This window comes from Crassaminicella thermophila, from assembly GCF_008152325.1.
GTDB lineage: Bacteria > Bacillota > Clostridia > Peptostreptococcales > Thermotaleaceae > Crassaminicella_A > Crassaminicella_A thermophila.
Genome location: NZ_CP042243.1, coordinates 811634 through 831617, shown reverse-complemented (window position 1 = coordinate 831617; position 19984 = coordinate 811634). Strand labels below are relative to the sequence as shown.

Here is a 19984-nt window from a genome sequence, read left to right as displayed (position 1 = left end):
ACATTTTTGGTAGCGGCGAGTGGACTTGAACCACCGACCTTCCGGGTATGAACCGGACGCTCTAGCCAACTAAGCTACGCCGCCACAACCAAACCAGCGACGACCTACTCTCCCAAGGCGTCTCCGCCTAAGTACCATCAGCGCTGAAGGGCTTAACTTCTGTGTTCGGTATGGGAACAGGTGTGACCCCTTCGCTATTGTCACTGGATTAGAGGTTGTACCCTCAAAACTGAACAATGCATATATTTGGTCAAGTCCTCGACCTATTAGTACCTATCAGCTTAAGACATTACTGCCCTTACACCTTAGGCCTATCAACCAGATGGTCTTTCTGGGGTCTTACTGACTTACGTCATGGGAAATCTAATCTTGAGGGGGGCTTCGCGCTTAGATGCCTTCAGCGCTTATCCCGTCCGTACATAGCTACTCAGCCATGCCGCTGGCGCGACAACTGATGCACCAGAGGTACGTCCATCCCGGTCCTCTCGTACTAAGGACAGCTCCTCTCAAATTTCCTGCGCCCACAGCGGATAGGGACCGAACTGTCTCACGACGTTCTGAACCCAGCTCGCGTGCCTCTTTAATGGGCGAACAGCCCAACCCTTGGGACCTACTTCAGCCCCAGGATGAGACGAGCCGACATCGAGGTGCCAAACCTCCCCCGTCGATGTGGACTCTTGGGGAGATAAGCCTGTTATCCCCGGGGTAGCTTTTATCCGTTGAGCGATGGCCCTTCCACTCGGAACCACCGGATCACTAAGCCCGACTTTCGTCCTTGCTCGACTTGTAAGTCTCGCAATCAAGCTCCCTTCTGCCTTTACACTCTACGCGCGATTTCCGACCGCGCTGAGGGAACCTTTGGGCGCCTCCGTTACCTTTTTAGGAGGCGACCGCCCCAGTCAAACTGCCCACCTGACAGTGTCCCCAAAGCTGGATTCACAGCTTCTGGTTAGAACTTCAGTATTACAAGAGTGGTATCCCAACGGCGACTCCACACATACTGGCGTACATACTTCTAAGTCTCCCACCTATGCTGTACATGTAATACCAAAAATCCAGTGTCAGGCTACAGTAAAAGCTCCACGGGGTCTTTCCGTCCTGCTGCGGGTAACCGGCATCTTCACCGGTACTACAATTTCACCGAGTCTATTGTTGAGACAGTGCCCAAATCGTTACGCCTTTTCGTGCGGGTCGGAACTTACCCGACAAGGAATTTCGCTACCTTAGGACCGTTATAGTTACGGCCGCCGTTTACTGGGGCTTAAGTTCAGTGCTTCACTTACGTTAACACGTCCCCTTAACCTTCCAGCACCGGGCAGGCGTCAGCCCCTATACATCGTCTTTCGACTTAGCAGAGACCTGTGTTTTTGCTAAACAGTCGCTTGGGCCTATTCTCTGCGGCCACCTCGGGCTTTAACACCCTACCGTGGCACCCCTTCTCCCTAAGTTACGGGGTCATTTTGCCGAGTTCCTTAACAATAGTTCTCTCGCTCGCCTTAGGATTCTCTCCTCACCTACCTGTGTCGGTTTGCGGTACGGGCACCTAGATCTCGCTAGAGGCTTTTCTCGACAGTGTGGAATCAGCAAGTTCGCGAACTTTTTTCGCTCCCCATCACCTTTCAGGATTGCCTACGCGGATTTGCCTACATAGACTCCCTACGGGTTTAGACGCACACAACCAACGGTGCGCTTAGCCTATCCTCCTGTGTCACCCCCATTGCTCAAACGATTTTTCGGTGGTACAGGAATTTCAACCTGTTGTCCATCGCCTACGACTTTCGTCCTCGGCTTAGGTCCCGACTAACCCTGAGCGGACGAACCTTCCTCAGGAAACCTTAGGTTTTCGGCGGGTAGGATTCTCACCTACCTCTCGCTACTCATGCCAACATTCTCTCTTCTATACAGTCCACCATTCCTTTCGGTATGACTTCAGCCCGTATAGAATGCTCCCCTACCCCCTACCAATAATATAAATACTATCAGTAAGCCGTAGCTTCGGTGACAGGTTTGAGCCCCGGTAATTTTTCGGCGCAGGATCACTCGACTAGTGAGCTATTACGCACTCTTTTAAATGAGTGGCTGCTTCTAAGCCAACATCCTAGTTGTCTATGCAATCCCACATCCTTTTTCCACTTAACCTGTACTTAGGGACCTTAGCTGACGGTCTGGGCTGTTTTCCCTCTCGACTATGAATCTTATCACACATAGTCTGACTCCCAAAGATATGATTACGGCATTCGGAGTTTGATAGTCTTCGGTAACCGGTGAGGGCCCCTAGGACATTCAGTGCTCTACCTCCGTATCACTAACTTTTGAGGCTAGCCCTAAAAGCTATTTCGGGGAGAACCAGCTATCTCCGAGTTCGATTGGAATTTCTCCGCTATCCACAAGTCATCCCAGCCTTTTTCAACAGACATGGGTTCGGTCCTCCACGAAATTTTACTTCCGCTTCAACCTGCTCATGGATAGGTCACCCGGTTTCGGGTCTACGGCATACAACTAAATCGCCCTATTCAGACTCGCTTTCGCTGCGGCTCCGTAGCTTAACTACTTAACCTTGCTGCATACCGTAACTCGTTGGCCCGTTCTACAAAAAGTACGCGGTCGTTCATAAAAAGAACTTCCACTGCTTGTAAACATAGGGTTTCAGGTTCTATTTCACTCCCCTCCCGGGGTTCTTTTCACCTTTCCCTCACGGTACTATGCGCTATCGGTCACCAGGTAGTATTTAGCCTTGGGGGGTGGTCCCCCCTGCTTCCCACAAGGTTTCACGTGTCTCGTGGTACTCTGGAGTATACTCAAGCTAGACTTTGTTTCGCCTACAGGACTATCACCTCCTATGGTGGGCCTTTCCAGACCTCTTCAGCTACAAATTCTTCGCTCTTATGAGTATATCCGCAACCCCTAGAAAAAATTTTCTAGGTTTGGGCTAATCCCCTTTCGCTCGCCGCTACTTAGGGAATCGAGTTTTCTTTCTTTTCCTCAGGGTACTTAGATGTTTCAGTTCCCCTGGTATGCCTCCTCACTACCTATGGATTCAGTAGTGGGTACCTAAGTATTACCCTAGGTGGGTTTCCCCATTCGGAAATCCCCGGATCAAAACTTGCTTGCAGTTCCCCGAGGCTTATCGCAGCTTACCACGTCCTTCTTCGGCTCCTGGTGCCAAGGCATTCACCCTATGCTCTTTATAACTTGACCAGAAATTGTATTTTATGCATTGTTCAGTTCTCAAGGTACATGAAAGATTTAAATGGTGGAGACGAGGGGGATCGAACCCCTGACCCCCTGCGTGCAAGGCAGGTGCTCTCCCAGCTGAGCTACGTCCCCAAGCTTAATCCTTCAAAACTAAACAGTGTAAGTTAAGCCTTTCTCCTTAGAAAGGAGGTGATCCAGCCGCACCTTCCGATACGGCTACCTTGTTACGACTTCACCCCAGTCATTGGTTTCACCTTCGGCAGCTTCCTCCAAAATGGTTAGATAGCTGACTTCGGGCGCCCCCAACTCCCATGGTGTGACGGGCGGTGTGTACAAGACCCGGGAACGCATTCACCGCGGCATTCTGATCCACGATTACTAGCAACTCCAGCTTCATGTGGGCGAGTTGCAGCCCACAATCCGAACTGAGACTGGCTTTTAGGATTTGCTCCGGATTACTCCTTCGCTTCCCGTTGTACCAGCCATTGTAGCACGTGTGTAGCCCAGAACATAAGGGGCATGATGATTTGACGTCATCCCCACCTTCCTCCGAGTTGTCCCCGGCAGTCTCTCTAGAGTGCCCATCCGAAATGCTGGCAACTAAAGACAAGGGTTGCGCTCGTTGCGGGACTTAACCCAACATCTCACGACACGAGCTGACGACAACCATGCACCACCTGTCTCTCTGTCCCCGAAGGGATTTCCCACGTTACTGGTAATGCAGAGGATGTCAAGTCCTGGTAAGGTTCTTCGCGTTGCTTCGAATTAAACCACATGCTCCGCTGCTTGTGCGGGTCCCCGTCAATTCCTTGAGTTTCAGTCTTGCGACCGTACTCCCCAGGCGGAGTGCTTAATGCGTTAGCTGCGGCACCGAGGGTGGTACCCCCCGACACCTAGCACTCATCGTTTACGGCGTGGACTACCAGGGTATCTAATCCTGTTCGCTCCCCACGCTTTCGTGCCTCAGCGTCAGTTACAGTCCAGAGAGTCGCCTTCGCCACTGGTGTTCCTCCTAATATCTACGCATTTCACCGCTACACTAGGAATTCCACTCTCCTCTCCTGCACTCAAGCCAATAAGTTTCCAAGGCTTACTACGGTTGAGCCGTAGCCTTTCACCCCAGACTTTATCGGCCGCCTACGCACCCCTTTACGCCCAGTGATTCCGGATAACGCTCGCCCCCTACGTATTACCGCGGCTGCTGGCACGTAGTTAGCCGGGGCTTCCTCCTAAGGTACCGTCAGTTTTCTTCCCTTAGGACAGAGCTTTACGACCCGAAGGCCTTCATCGCTCACGCGGCGTTGCTGCATCAGGCTTTCGCCCATTGTGCAATATTCCCCACTGCTGCCTCCCGTAGGAGTCTGGACCGTGTCTCAGTTCCAGTGTGGCCGATCACCCTCTCAGGTCGGCTACTGATCGTCGCCTTGGTGAGCCTTTACCTCACCAACTAGCTAATCAGACGCAGGCCCATCCTATACCGATAAATCTTTGACTCATGTATCATGCGACACTAGAGTTTTATGAGGTATTAATCCCGGTTTCCCGAGGCTATCCCTCTGTATAGGGCAGGTTGCCTACGCGTTACTCACCCGTCCGCCGCTAAGCTTATACAACTTCATCCGAAGAATCTGTTGTATTCGCTTCGCTCGACTTGCATGTGTTAGGCACGCCGCCAGCGTTCATCCTGAGCCAGGATCAAACTCTCAAATAAAAATTGGCGTTTTGCGCTTGCGCGCTTTTATGCTGGCTTAATTTCTTACACTGTGTAGTTTTCAAAGATCAAACATCTTATCGCCTTTCAGCGACTTTTTTATCTTATCATTTTTTGTCGAATCCGTCAAGCACTTTTTTTATTTTTTGTTTGTGCTCTCTGTCAGCGACGACAAGAAATATTCTACCACGTCTTTCAAAGTAAGTCAACTAGATTTTTTTCTAGTTGTTTTTCCCTCTCTCAAGGGACGAAAAATAATGTACCATACTTTTTCATAAAAATCAATAGTATTTTTTTTAAAATTATCATCATCCAAAATAAAAAAGCTACTAACCATTACGGTAGCAGCTTAAATATCCATTTATCTATTTTGGCTATTTTGTTGTCTTCTTGCTCTTCTGCATTCAACACATCTTTTTGGTTCACTTTCAAATCCTTTTTCTTTAAAGAATTCTTGTTCACCTTCTGTGAATAAAAACTCTTTTCCGCAATCTTTGCATACTAATGTTTTGTCTGCCATACCTTTCACCTCCTAATTCTCTAGATTTTAACAATCTCGTACAATTTCTTCTAAAGAATTAGGAGCAATTGTTTTTGATATGTTAAATCTATTATATAATATTATACCATTCTTATCCGCTTCGTCAATACAAATCAGCTATCTATATTGGAATTATGCTTACAAAAAAGAATCTATTGCTTTTTATACAATAGATTCTTTTATACTTTGATGATAATGTCTATTTCTTCCATGAAAGCCTCCTAAAATCTATATTCATCTGAAAATCTTCCACTTCCAAAGTAGTTTACATTACCTTGATATGCTTGTGGCATTTCTTGCTGCTCTGTATCTTCAACTAGATACTCCTCCATTTTCTTCTCTTTATTTTCCATCTTTATCCTCCTTTCTATCATTTATTGAAATATAAATATCCACCAGCTTAGCTGGTGGTTTTTCCTAAGCCCTATAAGGGCAACTTTCCAGCGTTGTGCCTTAAGGCACGCATAAATTTCGCCAGCCGCATAAAATTCTCTACTTGCTACCCTTAAAAGGGTCTATATACTCTTTCATACTTATTTGATCTGTTGCCATATCCTCATTTTGCTGGCTTTTTATATATTCTTCTATTGCCTTTTTATTTCTTCCTACTGTATCTACATAATATCCTCTACACCAGAAATGTCTATTCCCATATCTATATTTTAAGTTTGCAAACTTTTCAAATATCATTAAACTACTTTTTCCCTTTAAATAACCTACAAAACCTGACACACTCATTTTTGGTGGAATTGAAACTAACATATGTATATGATCAACACATGCATTTGCTTCAATTATTTGAACTCCTTTCCAATCACATAACTGTCTTAATATCTTTCCTATTTCTGCTTTCTTTTTTCCATAAATCTCTTTTCTTCTAAACTTAGGTGAAAAAACTATATGATACTTACAATTCCATTTTGTATGTGATAAACTAGTACTATCCATATAGGATACCTCCTTTGATTTTAGAATTGGCTGGCGAAACCTATTCTATTTTATCAAAAGGAGGTTTTATTTTTCTGCTCATCGCTAAAGCTTTTCAGAACTCACTAGCTTAGCTAGTGGTTTTCTTTATACAACAAAAACGTCCTTGAAGATATACTTCAAGGACGAGAATTAACCCGCGGTACCACCTTAATTGCACAAATGTGCCGCTTATTTCAGTTCCAACAAACCTAGACCATCTAACGGGGTCAATCGTTGCAAACTACTTATTTTCATTTGCACAGCTCCAGAGTGATCTCCACTTTTTAGTATTATCGGATTCCACCATCCCGACTCTCTGAAAATACTTTTACAAAAGCTTCGTCTCTTTCAACACTTTTATTTTTTGAATTTTTATAATTATAGCAAGTATTTTAAATGTTGTCAATATATTTTTTATTTCAACCTTAAACTTGTCCTCTCTTTGTATTTTCTTGGTTCGAATGAAATTATAAAAGCATTAGGTTCATAGGCTTTTATTAACTCTAATAATTCTTCTTCTTTATGTCTACTTGTTAAAATGTCAAATTGATACCTCTTACCATCTACCCCCATGCCTTCAAATATTGTTATATGAAAACCCATTTCTCTTAACTGGGTAATAAGAGATTCATTTTTATTTTTCATATTTACAGTAATAGCAACATTTCCTATCCCTATTTTATTTTCAATAAAGCCACCTAAACAAATCCCTAAACCAAACCCAAGAGCATATATTACCATGCTATAAATATTTTTTTCTCCTTTTAAAACCAATGCTAATCCAAAAATATATATAGCTGACTCTAAAAATCCAAAAACTGCAGAAATTTTACATTTATTTCGAACCATAAAAATTGTTCTTAAAGTCAATACAGGTACATAAACCAATTGTAAAACTAAAATTATAATCCCTTTCTCCATTCACATCCACCTTTTAAAAGATACATATCATCTATTTAACCTCTATTATAATATGTATCTTTTATAGGCTTAATTATACAAAGATATAGTTTTAAATATTTAAAATATCTGCCACAACAGCTTTCATTTCCTGTTTTTCACATTCTATATGATGTAGGATAGGCTTTTTATCTAGATCCTTTATTGGTTCTGGAATGTGTAATCCTGTTAGCTTTGATAAAAGCTTTATCATTTCAAATTCATTTTCTTCGTAATTTTTATCCATTAATCCATCTAATACACTCTTTGTAAACTTATAAGGACTCGCAGTAGATACAATAACAGTTTTGCTTTCATCATTTGTCTCTTCCTTATACTGTTCATACACTTTATAAGCAACTGCCGTATGTGTATCTATCACATAATTTGAAGCATCATATACCTTCTTTATAGTTATTAAGGTTTCATCATCATTAGCAAAGCCTCCATAAAAATCAGATAGATTTTTCTTCATACTTTCTTTGATATTATATTTCTTTTCTTCATTTTCTAATTGGCTCATCATTGTACGAATCAATTCTTCATCTTGATCACTAATTTCATACAACAATCTTTCTAAATTGCTTGAAATCAAAATATCCATAGATGGAGACTTTGTTAGAATAAAATCTCTATTTATATCATATATCCCTGTATTTAAAAAATCAGAAAGCACATTATTTTCATTTGATGCACATATTAATTTGTTAATAGGCAGTCCCATTCTTTTAGCATAATATCCTGCTAAAATATTTCCAAAATTCCCTGTAGGCACAACAAAATTTATTCTTTCTCCTGCCTTTATTTCTCCTCTTTTTAACAATTCAATATAAGTATAAACATAATACACAACCTGAGGAACTAATCTCCCTATATTAATAGAATTAGCAGATGAAAAGACATAATCAGAATCAGCCATTCTTTTTGCAAATTTATCATCATTAAAAATTTCCTTTACACCCCTTTGGGCATCATCAAAATTCCCCTTAATTGCTACAACATGGGTATTATTTCCATCTTGGGTAATCATTTGTCTTCTTTGGATTTCACTAACCCCATTTGCTGGATAAAATACAATAACTTCAGTATCCTTAACATTTGCAAAACCTTCTAGAGCAGCTTTTCCTGTATCCCCTGAAGTTGCTGCCAAAATAACTATTTTTTTATCTTCTCCTAATTTTTTTGCAGCTTTTGTTAATAAATGAGGAAGTATAGATAGTGCCATGTCCTTAAAAGCAAGGGTCTTTCCATGATAAAGCTCTAAAAAATATACTCCCTCTCTTTCTACTAAAGGTGCAATTTCCTTTGCTTCAAACTTATCATCATAAGCCTTTTCAATAGCATCTTTTAGCTCTTCATCACTAAAATCATCTAAAAATTTTTTCAAAATATAAAAGGCTACATCTTTATAATCCATAGAAACCATTTCACTAAAATCAATATCTATCACTGGAAACTCTACAGGTACAAATAAACCTCTATCTTTAGATAATCCTTGCAAAATTGCTTCTGCTGATGTTATATATTCATCATTTCCTCTTGTACTTTTGTATTTCATAACCATTTATCCTTCACCTCAAACTTTCAATATTATTATATAGGTTATAGTATACCAAATATTATCGTCTGAGTCTTTTGTTAATTAAAAATTTTAGGTGATTTTCGCTAAAAAAATAACTCAAGTATATACACTTGAGTCATTCCTTCATTTTTTTAATAATCACATTTAACCAAAACTCATCTTCTCTTCCTTTTCGTACATCTTTAGTTTTCCATGTTTCTATAATATTAAGATAAGAAAATTGATCAATCAAACGTTTAAAGCTTGTTTCATTGTAATAATTGAAAAATCTTTCGTTTCTCCATTCTTCCTTATCACCATATTTAAAAGATAAATAAAAAATCCCACCATTCTTTAATGCCATCTCACAGTTTCTAATAACATTATTAATATCCTCTCTATTTATATGAAGAATAGAAGCACAGGCCCAAATGGCATCAAACTCCTCATAAAAATCCATCTCTCTCATATCAAGAATAATTACTTCTTTGTTTAAAAGCTTACTAGCCGACTTTACAAGTTCTTCTGCATAATCAACAGCTAAAACATCATACCCCTTATTCATAAAGTATAAGCTATCTCGCCCTGAACCACATCGCCCTGAACCACAGCCTAGATCTAAAATGCGATCACCTTTTTTCAAATACTTTTCAAATCTTTGATAGATTTTTGTCATGTCTGCTTTTAGGGTATTTTCAATGAATATTTTTGCGTTTTGATTGTAGTAGTTTTTAGTCATTTTACTATTTCACCTACTCATATATCTCTTCATAAATCCCAATAACTTCTCCAATATATCGCATATCTTCTTCTTTTACAAAAATATCTTTAAATACTTTCATTGATCATTAATACTCACCTTCTTTACAAAATTTCTAATATTTCTTCTACAAACTACATATCAAACAACACTTATCATTATAATCATCTTCATCCTCTATCTCTTTTTTCGCATCTTTTTTAGAGTGTTTCTTATAATATCTTTCCTCTATTTCTTTCCCTCTATATAATAAATCTAATAATGACATTCCTTTAATCCATGTAAAATTATCTTTTTCAAAAACTAATGCTTTCTTAAATAACTCAGGATGATATTTATATAAATTCACCCACTCAATTCTTCTTTGAAACATACAAAAATAACAACCACTTCTTGAACGCCACTCATAATACGTAGGATATCCGATCTCACTTTCTAATAAAATTTTTTCTACATCTCCAATACAAATACCATCTTCAATAAATGGATATACTGTATGAACGTTTTTCTTGCTTGAAATATACCCTTTTCTATCCTCATCAGCTCTAATGGCTATATATGAATATACATTATCATCTCCTACATATCTTTCCCAAGGCTTTATCTTCATTTCTCTTGTACACCATCTAGCAAATACACTTGGTAAATATCCATTCATTTTTTCTAAATAAAATTCAAAAGGTTTATCACTATTCAATCTTACAATATAAATCCCTAATACTTTTTCTATTTTATTTAGGTACTCATAAGTTTCTGGTAGTTCACATCCTGTATCACAAAACACATACTCATATTTAACATTTGGATATTTTTTTGTTAAATATACTGCTAAAGCTGTGCTATCTTTTCCTCCTGATAAGTTTACAATATGTCTCATTGTGATAATTCCTTTCTCAAATTATTCTAATATAGAATATTATCTACTTTTATTTTATTCTATTCAAGAATATTTATCAATGTAATATATTCCCTTTTAGAATATATAATGTATATTTTTATTTTATTAGGTAAAATCCTTGAATTTATAAAGATTTCATTTTATATTTAAATTAGTAAATTTTTCAATATATTAAGGAGACTTTTATGGATGTTGGTAAGCGTATTAAAGAATTAAGAAAAGAATTTAATATTTCTAGTAAGGAATTAACAAAAAAAGCAGGAATCTCTCAACCTGTATTGAGCAAATTAGAAAATAATCAAAGAAAAGCAGACATTGAAATTATTGAAAAAATTTGCACTGCACTAAATATTTCTCTAAAAGATTTTTTTGATATTCAAAATAAAACGAATTCATCTTTGTTAAAGTTAACTAGCCATGCAAAAAAATTAAACCCAGACCAATTAGAAAAATTAACTGAGTTTATCAAAAGTATAAACAATAAATCTTAATAACAATTCATATATGTTTTGCAATATCCATCATGCTTTTTAGTTCCTCTATCCCTAAAACATTAATATTATCTCGATATATTATTTTATATCCTCATCTCTTCATCACTTCAAAAATTGCATTAAAATTTTTCTTCTAATAATCGAATGACTTGTTTTTTTATTGTATAATTTATTCCTATTGTATAATTTATTCCATAGGTTTGTATATCCTTTTTTCTATTGGAGAATACCATTAATTCTTTTCTACTACAACTTTCTTACCACAGTGAACTGTCCTCAACTCCCATATCAGTTTGGAATTCATTATGTACAGATACCATTGTATTTAAGCAACTAAAAAAAGTTCTAAAATTAATTACAATTTTGTATAAAGCAAACTTTTGCTTACGTAAAAGTTCAACCTCTACTTTAGTCTTTTTCTTCTACTAAGATGCTTTAATCTTTTAAGAACCTTATACTCTATCTGTCTAATTCTTTCTCTTGTTACACCAAACTCCTTACCTACTTCTTCTAGGGTCATTTCTATATCATTTTTAAATCCAAATCTTTTTTCTATAACTTTACGTTCTCTCTCTTTAAATTGTAATAATGTACATGATATTCTATCTTTCAAAATATCCCTATTTATATTTTCAATCATAATATCCTCAAACAAATTGTTATCGTTAAAAACTTCATTATTATCACCAATAAGAGACTCAATACTATAATATTCTTGTAATTGATTTAAAAACCATACTACTTGTTCTAAATCACATTCTAATTTTCCCTGTATTTGTGATAATAAACGAGGACAATACCCATTTTCTAAACATTTATCACATATATGCTCTAATACTATGTCATATATAGAAAAGATTTTTTCCTTCATATATACTGGATAATATATCAAAGAATTAATTATTTTTGCTTCTCGCTGAATATACTGACGAATCCACCAAGGTGCATATGTAGCAAATCCACCTTCACTACTAGGATCATACTTATCAATGGCATAAATTAAACCTACTATCCCATCTTGAATGGTATCTGCTATGGGCAAATGTAGCTTTTCTGAGAATGACAATGCTATTTTAATTACCATCTTAGAATACATATATACTATTCTACTTACAGCATACTTATTTCCATCTTTCGCTTGATATATTAAATGCTGAAGTTCTCTTACAGCAGGAGATGGCACTTTTTTAATAAATTTTATATATGATTTGAGTGTAGAATCTAATTCTAAAACCTTATCATATATCTCATTATAATCAATTCTACTTCTATCTATATTACTTTTATCTTCTTTTTCATCATCAGTATCTTTTATTATTATTCCTGAATCTAAAACACTCTCAGAGATCCTATCAACATCATCTATTTTAATATCAAATTTTTCACTTATATCAAGAATATTATCAAATGTCAAATACCCTTTATTTTTTGCTAAAGTTTGTAAATTTTTTAATATGATACTTCTTTTATTATCTGAAATCACGTTTTCACCTAACTTCTCGCTAACTTACATAGATCTACTATACTGTCATCTGAGATTGTTTGATTAAATCTATCATCAAATTCTTCTAAGAAGTCATATAAATTATTCATATATTCATTACTTGGCTCCATAATTTTTTCATAAAGAACATCTACACCACCTCTTACATAACTTTCAAATAATTCCAAATCCTGTTTCACTGTTTTTTCAGAACCCAAAAATTTAAAAGCCCTATTAATTCTTTCTTTCTCGTCAGGTTCATATTTTTCATCTAATAATAAAATCAGTCTAAGATTATATTTTAAATCTTCTGCCGATTTTATTATCATATCTCCCATTATTTTTGCTGATTCTTTATCTTCATTATTCAAAGGACTTTTTCTACCATAAAGAAAACCAATGAGAGGAGCAACTATATATACATCTATATTTCTACTAAAAATTTTTGATTTGCTATGCTCATCAAACTGTCCGGTCAAACGATTTACTTTCTTTGCATGACTACCTTTAAATGAGTATTCTTTATCAAACATACTTCAACCTCCTAGTTCAGTACAGTTTCAAACTCATTGAGTTTATCAAATCTATATTGCTTTCCAATTTTTTCACCCATGTGTTCTTTTGCTAAATCTCCATCTGTATCTTTTATAAAAATTATAACTTGTTCTGCAATATTAGGTAATGCTTTACATACTGATTCAATTCTACGTTTATCAAATGCTGATAACGGTGCATCCATAACTAATGGATAAGGTTCTGAAGCTAACATCTTTACTCTTTCATCGTTACTTGTATTACTTTCTCGTGCCATCTTTATAATACCGGAAATAAAAGCAAATATTACTGCTATACTTTGTGCCGTAGAAGTCTCTACATTTGAAAATTGTTCATAATCATCTACAAGAACAGCTATATTGTAATTTTCATCTATAGTTAATGATAATCCTCCCTGATAGATATCTTTAAAAATATTATTTATTGTATCTTCCAACTTTTTCCTTGTAAAGTTTTCATTTTCTTTATAAACTTTCTTTATCTCATCATACATATATTGAGCATAGGCCTTATATATTTCAATTTTCTTATTTGTTTCATCTCTTAAAGTTAATGCTTGTCTTTCTGTGTTAGCACGCTCTTTTTTAGTTGTAATCGAACCTCTTTGTTCTATTAATTCATCTTTTTCTCTAGTTCTATCACGAATTACCTTTTCACAAATCTGTAATTCACTCTGATAAGGAGCAACACTTTCGATTCCAACTAAATTTTTTTCAATTAAAGATATTTCATTATCATATGCGGCAATAGTATCATTTTGTTCTTCTATAACAGCTAGAGTAGATGAATAAGACTCAAATAAATCTCTTGACGTTTTAGCTCTCATCTGACTTTCTTTTATAAATTGACCTACTGCTATTCCAATTGATTGTGGAGGTAAATATTGTAATAAACTAAGTATGTTATTGTATTCTTTACTTCCTACCTCTAATGGTGTTCCACATAAACATGTCCCTTTTTTAATTAGAAAATCAATAGTTTTTGCATGCATTTCAGGTATATCTTTATTCGTAAAATCACCGTTTCCCAGTATTTCCAATGATTTTTTTATCATAGATCTTGCAAAATATGAAGATGCTTTATCATTAAATTCTCTAAGCAATTTATCTATTGTTATTCTCTTTGAATTTAGTGTGCTTGATCTTTTGTTAATCAAATTCTTCTTTTGATTTTGTAGTTTTTCACCTTCTGCATATTTTTGTATTATTTTTTCTAATTCCTTCTTTCTATCTTCTGATTTTAGAATTTCATTTTCTATTTCTTTTAATCTATTTTCTATTTTTTCAAGCTGAGTTTTGTATTTATCAATTTCATCAGTATATCTGGCTATATTTATATTACTTTTTGCATCATAACTATTCTCATAACTTCCAATAACACCTTTTGAAGTAGGTTTCAGATGTTCTAAGGCAGAAATAAATGCACTTAAACCTAATAATCCTCTAACTGCTTGTGCAAATTCATAGCTTTTTCGACCACTTTGAATTTCTTTACTCATTTTTTCAATTCTTTCTCCATCAAAGAAAAAATACTTAGATAATTCTTTCGGCAATATTTCTTTTATTCTTGGCTCTATCTCAAGAGGTTTTAAAAATTCTTGTTGTCCATTTTTCTTATACTGAATATTTAATGTAGAGTTTAAACCTTTTAATTTTCCTGAATAATTTATTTTGTAAACTTGTTCTCTTATTATTTCATATTCTGTTCCTGCATGTATAAGTGACAATATAACTTTTACAGTTGCACTTTTATCCGGTGTTAATTCTGACGCAACTATTTTATTAAGCATTGATTTATCTTTAAAGTCAACATCACCATATAAACACCAAAAAAACGCTTGAGAAAATGTTGTTTTCCCTGTTCCATTCTCTCCTATAATAATTGTTACATTTTTATCTGAGTCTGTAGAAAATTGTACTTCTTCATTTCTAAACTGTCTAAAATTTGATAATTTCAGCGACTTTAGTAACATCCTACTTCCTCCTCAATCATTTTCTTGATTTTTTTAACCATATCTGGATCACTATTTTGTTTGGTTCTTATATTATTTTTTTCCATTAGAATAAGTTTTTTTAACAATCTTTGTGCTTTTTTTTCATCAATTTCAATACCATTTACATTTGCCATAATATCCCCCCCTAAATATCTTGTATAAATTCTAAATCTCTATCATTCAGTCCATATAGTTCTCTTATTTCCCATATCAAAGAATATGAATCCATAGCATTCATAGAAATACGTCCAAACTCTTCCATTCTTACTATTTCATTTTGAACTAATGAAATATCTCTTTTCATTTCTTCTATCGTTAATGAAGATACTTCATCAAGAGGTCTTGGTAAAGTTATAAAATCATATATTTCAGCAAAATCTTTCCCCTCTGCACGTCTTAAAACTCTCCCCCTCCTTTGAATATATTCCTTTGGATTAGTTGTACTTGCTAATATAAAAGCTGTTTTTATCTTAGGTATATTTACACCCTCATCTAAACATTTAATTGCAATTAAAGCTTGTAGTTGCTCACCTTTTGCAAATTGTTCTTTTAAAATTTTTCTTTCTTCTATATCTTCTTTAGACGTAAATTGGGAAACTTTCATATTAAGCTCATTCCCCAATAAATTTGTAACAACATCTATTTGTCTTAAATCACACTCATCAACTATAGAATAATCTTGATTATCATCTATAACATTAGCTATACCACAATAAACCAAAATATAGCTGTCATTCTTATATGGAACTATCTTTTCTCTCAACACATCTATTTTTTCCTTCGCTGCTGCAACAATTCTAGCTCTTTTTAAAGCTAAAATTTCACCATATTTACTTAATTTCAATTTACCATTTTTACCTTTAATTAAATTTCTTGACATCTCATATGATAATTTAGAGTATATTTCTCTTTCATCTTCTGTAAGTGTCGTAACTACAGGATAATATTTATATGGGGTTAATTTTTTTTCTTTAATAGCTTGTTCCAACGAATATTCAATACACTTTTCTCCAAAATAGTTATATAATTTTTGAGTTCCTTCTTCATCATTGTGTCGTTCTAGAGTGGCCGACAATGCTAATCTATATGTAAATCTATCATCTAAAAGATTTCTTATTCCTTCTGTTCCAAAATTGTGTGCCTCATCAACTACTAATAATAAGTTGTTTTTTATTTTGGAAATTTGTTCTTGTACTATTTTTGACTTAAAAGTTGCATTAGTACATATAAATGTAAAAAAATCTCTACCTCTTACTTTTAATTTTTGATTCCTTACCGAAGTTGATAATCTTTTTTTCCAATCCTTTTGAGGGGAATTACTATAACCTATTATAGGCATTATATTAAAGTTTTTTGCATCTTCTACCCATTGTTCAACTAGGTGCTGATAAGGACATACAATTACTACTGCTAATCTGTCATCTAATTTTTCTGACAATCTTGCAACTGCTCCTAGTCCTGTAAATGTCTTTCCTGTTCCTGTTGCCATATCAAAGATTCCTTTGAAATCCTGCTTCTCCCATTTATCAATTGCTTCAATTTGATAATCATATAATTTAATATTTGTTGGAATCACAGCACCTAAACGGTATTTTGTCTTTGTCTCTAATACAACACTTCTTTCTCCAAATTCTTGCTCATCAATATTAAAATTAGGAGTTGACTTTTTATATCTATCAATAATCTCTTGTTTTAAATTTGGAAAATCTATTATCCGAATATTAGGTTCGCAGTCAGTCCAAATAGAAGTAAACGTACTTTCTTTTGCATTAACCTTTTCATTTTCAAATTGATTTTTCCAAGAACAAAATACGTCAATAGTCTCGTAATTTATCATCATAGCTGTTGCAGACTCATTCATCGAACCCGAAAAAGCTACTTTATTACCTAAAGCATCGCTAATAATACCCATTTTTTCATGATACATTCCCATTTTATTTTTATCTTCTGTAAAAGCAATTTTAATATCTAATATTCCATCAGAAACAAGGTTAGCTAAAAGATTTAATCTATCTTTCTCATATAAATCTTTTGGCTCATTCAATTCACGTACTAAAGCTCTGCGGATAATTTTATCTCTCAATTCGTAACCCTTCCGTATTGCTTCCACATCATCATCTGATAAATACGGAGATGCAACCATTAAAATCTTTCCACCATTTTTCGCAAGTCCTGCTATCCCTTTCGAAATTTCAATAAGTGCAGAAGATGAGAAAAATCCAACAGCTCTTTTATACTCTGAAGCCTTTTGTAATAGAGGAATATAAAAATCCTTTACTACATTATCAATTAACGACCTGTATTCATCTTTAATATCTATATCTTGCAAACTCATTAGCTACACCTCATCGCCTATACTTAGAAAGAGTCAGAAATGCCTTTCCATTGACAAACTGATAGTATTTTCTTAAAGCATTCGATATATTTCCATTTGTATCTTTCATTTCCTGCTTAATTCACAGTAGTGTATCATACATTTTGTCATCATCATTAACAATACTATCTATTGTTTTTTTTATTTATTCTCATAAATATTTTTTATTGTGATATACTTGCCATAATAAATTAAATATTATCCTAATCTTCCATATTTAACCTTGTATTGTATTCAATAAAAACTGAGATAAAATATGACTATCTCAGTTTTTATTTTTTTGTTTCTTATAATTTCTATTGTATATAATCTTATAATTATTACATATCTTCTAACCTATCTAACTCTTCTTTTATTGCTCTTTTCAACATATTATATCTATTTTCAAGTATTGCCTCATATTTTTGTTCTAAGCTTTTCCCTTTTTCTTCAAATATTTCTTTCATTTTTATAGGAAGATAATGTCCCCATTGTGCAGAGTCCATGACATATTTCATGTATCTCTCTGGTGATTTATCACTTATTTTAGCATTAGCAATACTAGATATATAAGTACGATTCAATATACTATTTAAAATATGTTTTTTATCATTCCTTAATTTTTTTGATGTTTCTCCTATTTTAGTAACAGTCCCTAAAGGGCATATATGATGATCCTCAACTGAAATAGTTTGCTTATTTCCATCTATTTCGATAATTTTTTTACCTCCGATTTCCCATGCATTTAACCTCAATTTTTCTTGTGCATTGGGTAAAAAATCAACTGGTTGCTTACTCAAAATATATTGTAAAATCCCATTATGTATGGCTTTAGGTATATTATGTTCTTGATCTTTTCTTAACAAAACAGTTTTATCAGAATAACCAATATCATTTAATATATTTTCATATCTTATTTTAAATTTATTTTCGCCACCCTTAATCCACTCAAAAAGATTCTTTATATCTTTTATACATTGCTCATTTTGTCTTTCTCTATATGCACCACTAAACAGTGAACTCCAATACCAATACTCTATTCTAGCTAAAGCTCTCTTATCTTCATAAACATCATCATTTTTTAAAATATAAGCAATAGGTAAAATCATCAAATCATAAGATAATGATTTTATATCAATCAATCCACATCTAATTTGTAAAAATGCACATGCTCTAGTTAGTGCTTTTAATGTTATATTCGTATTAGTATTAATTTGTTCATGTGTTAATTCAAATATTTTAGCTCGTTTTATATACTCTAATTTCAGTTTGTCAACTTCTCCATAGGGTACATGACTAAATAATGATAATAAATTTAAATATTGGTTTTTTATTGTCTTTGTAATTTTATTTTCGTCTATAGTCATAACTAATGTAGAATCCCATTTATCAGGAACCTTATCTACTAAATCATTTGTTAAAGCTTCTGATAAATCAATCTCTTCTTCTAGATAATCACTAATTCTTTGTGATAACGAACGCTCTCCTTTTGTCCTTGCTGCCTTTGCTACAATCAAATCAAATGTATCTAAAGGTGTTCCACCTTTATTAATATTCTCAAAAATTGCAATAGCTCGTGATATTTGATCAGATGGAAGATCTATTGTAGGAATCTCTTGTTCAAATAAACCTACTAAAAACTTATTTACAGATTCACTCCATTTAGCACTTAATCTAGACCATGCATCTCTTATTTTTTCTATTTCATTATTTTCTATATATTCCTCTATATCAGGCTCAATTTCTTGAAAAATTTCAAATACATCTATTTTCCCATCTTCAACCTCTGCTTGTAATTCTTCTACTCTTTCTTTTGCAATTTTCTCCAATACATATGTATGTAATTGCTTATCTGTAGTTTTTATAGATCCATAAATAGAGTATAACGGTACTAAGCCCATTTTAGCTGCTTCTCTGGCTAATTTATTTTTCAAACGACTTCCTTCTAACTCCTTTCCTTCTTTATCATAAAGTTTATATCCTGGATGATACCAATCCGTACTCTTTCTTTTATATATATATCTATGTTCAAAACAATTAATTAAATCTGATGGCTCACAATATTTAAGTCCTTTAAAATTTAACATTCGCCATCCAAAAACATCCTCTTCTTCATTATCTGGCTTAATCTTTAAAAACCATCTATTTCTTAATCCCGAGTACATTTTTTCCCAAATATTCAACCAATTATGCTTATCTTGAAAAAAATCATAAAATGTACTTCTTAAACTAGACACTCTTTGTTGTCCATCTAATAAATACAAGCACTCTTCCGTTGGTTCTATTGTCTCCCCTGCAAAACAAAGTTTTTTAGATAAAAAATCATCTTTTTTACCTTCAAGAATTAATAAACTTCCTATTGGAATCGAAACAAAAAACGAAGATAGTAATCTTTTTTGTGCATCTTTATTCCATTCAAATTCCCTTTGGAAATCTGGTAAAACTAATCTATCTTCATCACTCTTTTCGAATATTTCCTTTAAATTCATCATTGTCCTCCCTTATTAAACTATTTTTACTATAAATGTTTTC

At 34.2% G+C, this 19984-nt stretch carries 14 protein-coding genes, 2 tRNA genes, 3 rRNA genes and 1 other annotated feature; of the genes, 1 reads left to right on the top strand and 18 read right to left on the bottom strand.

The window, feature by feature from the left end; translation table 11 throughout:
* Positions 1–7: 7 nt before the first annotated feature.
* The 12 genes from FQB35_RS03745 to FQB35_RS03695 all read right to left on the bottom strand — a co-directional run bounded on the left by FQB35_RS03745 (position 8) and on the right by FQB35_RS03695 (position 10553).
* A tRNA-Met gene (locus FQB35_RS03745) sits at positions 8–84 on the bottom strand.
* A 7-nt stretch (positions 85–91) separates the two neighbouring features.
* Positions 92–208 (bottom strand): 5S ribosomal RNA (gene rrf / locus FQB35_RS03740).
* 38 nt (positions 209–246) lie between these two features.
* Positions 247–3198 (bottom strand): 23S ribosomal RNA (locus FQB35_RS03735).
* Between the two features lie 53 nt (positions 3199–3251).
* Positions 3252–3327, bottom strand: a tRNA-Ala gene (locus tag FQB35_RS03730).
* Between the two features lie 50 nt (positions 3328–3377).
* Positions 3378–4906: ribosomal RNA gene (locus FQB35_RS03725) — 16S ribosomal RNA — on the bottom strand.
* The 16S, 23S and 5S rRNA genes sit together here with 2 tRNA genes alongside, the layout of an rRNA operon.
* Positions 4907–5267: 361 nt before the next feature.
* A complete protein-coding gene (locus FQB35_RS03720; protein WP_148808709.1) occupies positions 5268–5426 on the bottom strand; it encodes a zinc-ribbon domain-containing protein in 159 nt (52 codons plus the stop codon).
* 242 nt (positions 5427–5668) lie between these two features.
* Complete coding sequence (locus FQB35_RS16360) at positions 5669–5800, bottom strand: hypothetical protein (RefSeq protein ID WP_269902700.1); 132 nt, start codon at positions 5798–5800, stop codon at positions 5669–5671.
* A 139-nt stretch (positions 5801–5939) separates the two neighbouring features.
* Positions 5940–6395: an IS200/IS605 family transposase gene (tnpA, locus tag FQB35_RS03715; RefSeq protein WP_148808708.1), complete on the bottom strand. Its 456-nt coding sequence runs from the start codon at positions 6393–6395 to the stop codon at positions 5940–5942.
* A gap of 157 nt (positions 6396–6552) precedes the next feature.
* Positions 6553–6777, bottom strand: a binding site (T-box leader).
* Between the two features lie 53 nt (positions 6778–6830).
* Entirely contained in the window at positions 6831–7337 is a 507-nt protein-coding gene (locus tag FQB35_RS03710; protein WP_148808707.1) for a DUF5698 domain-containing protein, read from the bottom strand.
* 91 nt (positions 7338–7428) lie between these two features.
* Positions 7429–8913: a threonine synthase gene (thrC, locus tag FQB35_RS03705; protein ID WP_148808706.1), complete on the bottom strand. Its 1485-nt coding sequence runs from the start codon at positions 8911–8913 to the stop codon at positions 7429–7431.
* 139 nt (positions 8914–9052) lie between these two features.
* Positions 9053–9655, bottom strand: coding sequence for a class I SAM-dependent methyltransferase (locus FQB35_RS03700; RefSeq protein ID WP_148808705.1), 603 nt, complete (start codon positions 9653–9655; stop codon positions 9053–9055).
* A gap of 148 nt (positions 9656–9803) precedes the next feature.
* Positions 9804–10553 (bottom strand): phosphoadenosine phosphosulfate reductase domain-containing protein, encoded by a 750-nt coding sequence (locus FQB35_RS03695; protein WP_148808704.1) that lies wholly within the window; start codon positions 10551–10553, stop codon positions 9804–9806.
* 206 nt (positions 10554–10759) lie between these two features.
* Here FQB35_RS03695 and FQB35_RS03690 point away from each other — a divergent pair, with 206 nt between their 5' ends.
* The gene (locus tag FQB35_RS03690; RefSeq protein ID WP_148808703.1) at positions 10760–11065 is read left to right on the top strand and encodes a helix-turn-helix domain-containing protein; all 306 of its coding nucleotides are present in this window, start codon (positions 10760–10762) and stop codon (positions 11063–11065) included.
* Positions 11066–11471: 406 nt separating this feature from the next.
* Here the strand turns inward: FQB35_RS03690 and FQB35_RS03685 are convergent, their stop codons facing one another.
* The 6 genes from FQB35_RS03685 to FQB35_RS03665 all read right to left on the bottom strand — a co-directional run bounded on the left by FQB35_RS03685 (position 11472) and on the right by FQB35_RS03665 (position 19941).
* Complete coding sequence (locus FQB35_RS03685; protein WP_148808702.1) at positions 11472–12551, bottom strand: sigma-70 family RNA polymerase sigma factor; 1080 nt, start codon at positions 12549–12551, stop codon at positions 11472–11474.
* A gap of 8 nt (positions 12552–12559) precedes the next feature.
* Positions 12560–13084 (bottom strand): hypothetical protein, encoded by a 525-nt coding sequence (locus FQB35_RS03680; protein WP_148808701.1) that lies wholly within the window; start codon positions 13082–13084, stop codon positions 12560–12562.
* A gap of 11 nt (positions 13085–13095) precedes the next feature.
* Positions 13096–15078, bottom strand: a complete 1983-nt coding sequence (locus FQB35_RS03675; RefSeq protein ID WP_148808700.1) for an AAA family ATPase — start codon at positions 15076–15078, stop codon at positions 13096–13098.
* Positions 15069–15233: a hypothetical protein gene (locus FQB35_RS15730; RefSeq protein WP_168198228.1), complete on the bottom strand. Its 165-nt coding sequence runs from the start codon at positions 15231–15233 to the stop codon at positions 15069–15071. Before FQB35_RS15730 ends, FQB35_RS03675 begins: the two co-directional genes overlap by 10 nt.
* 11 nt (positions 15234–15244) lie before the next feature.
* Positions 15245–17434 (bottom strand): DEAD/DEAH box helicase family protein, encoded by a 2190-nt coding sequence (locus FQB35_RS03670; protein ID WP_148808699.1) that lies wholly within the window; start codon positions 17432–17434, stop codon positions 15245–15247.
* Between the two features lie 359 nt (positions 17435–17793).
* A complete protein-coding gene (locus tag FQB35_RS03665; protein WP_168198227.1) occupies positions 17794–19941 on the bottom strand; it encodes a DUF262 domain-containing protein in 2148 nt (715 codons plus the stop codon).
* Between the last annotated feature and the right edge of the window lie 43 nt (positions 19942–19984).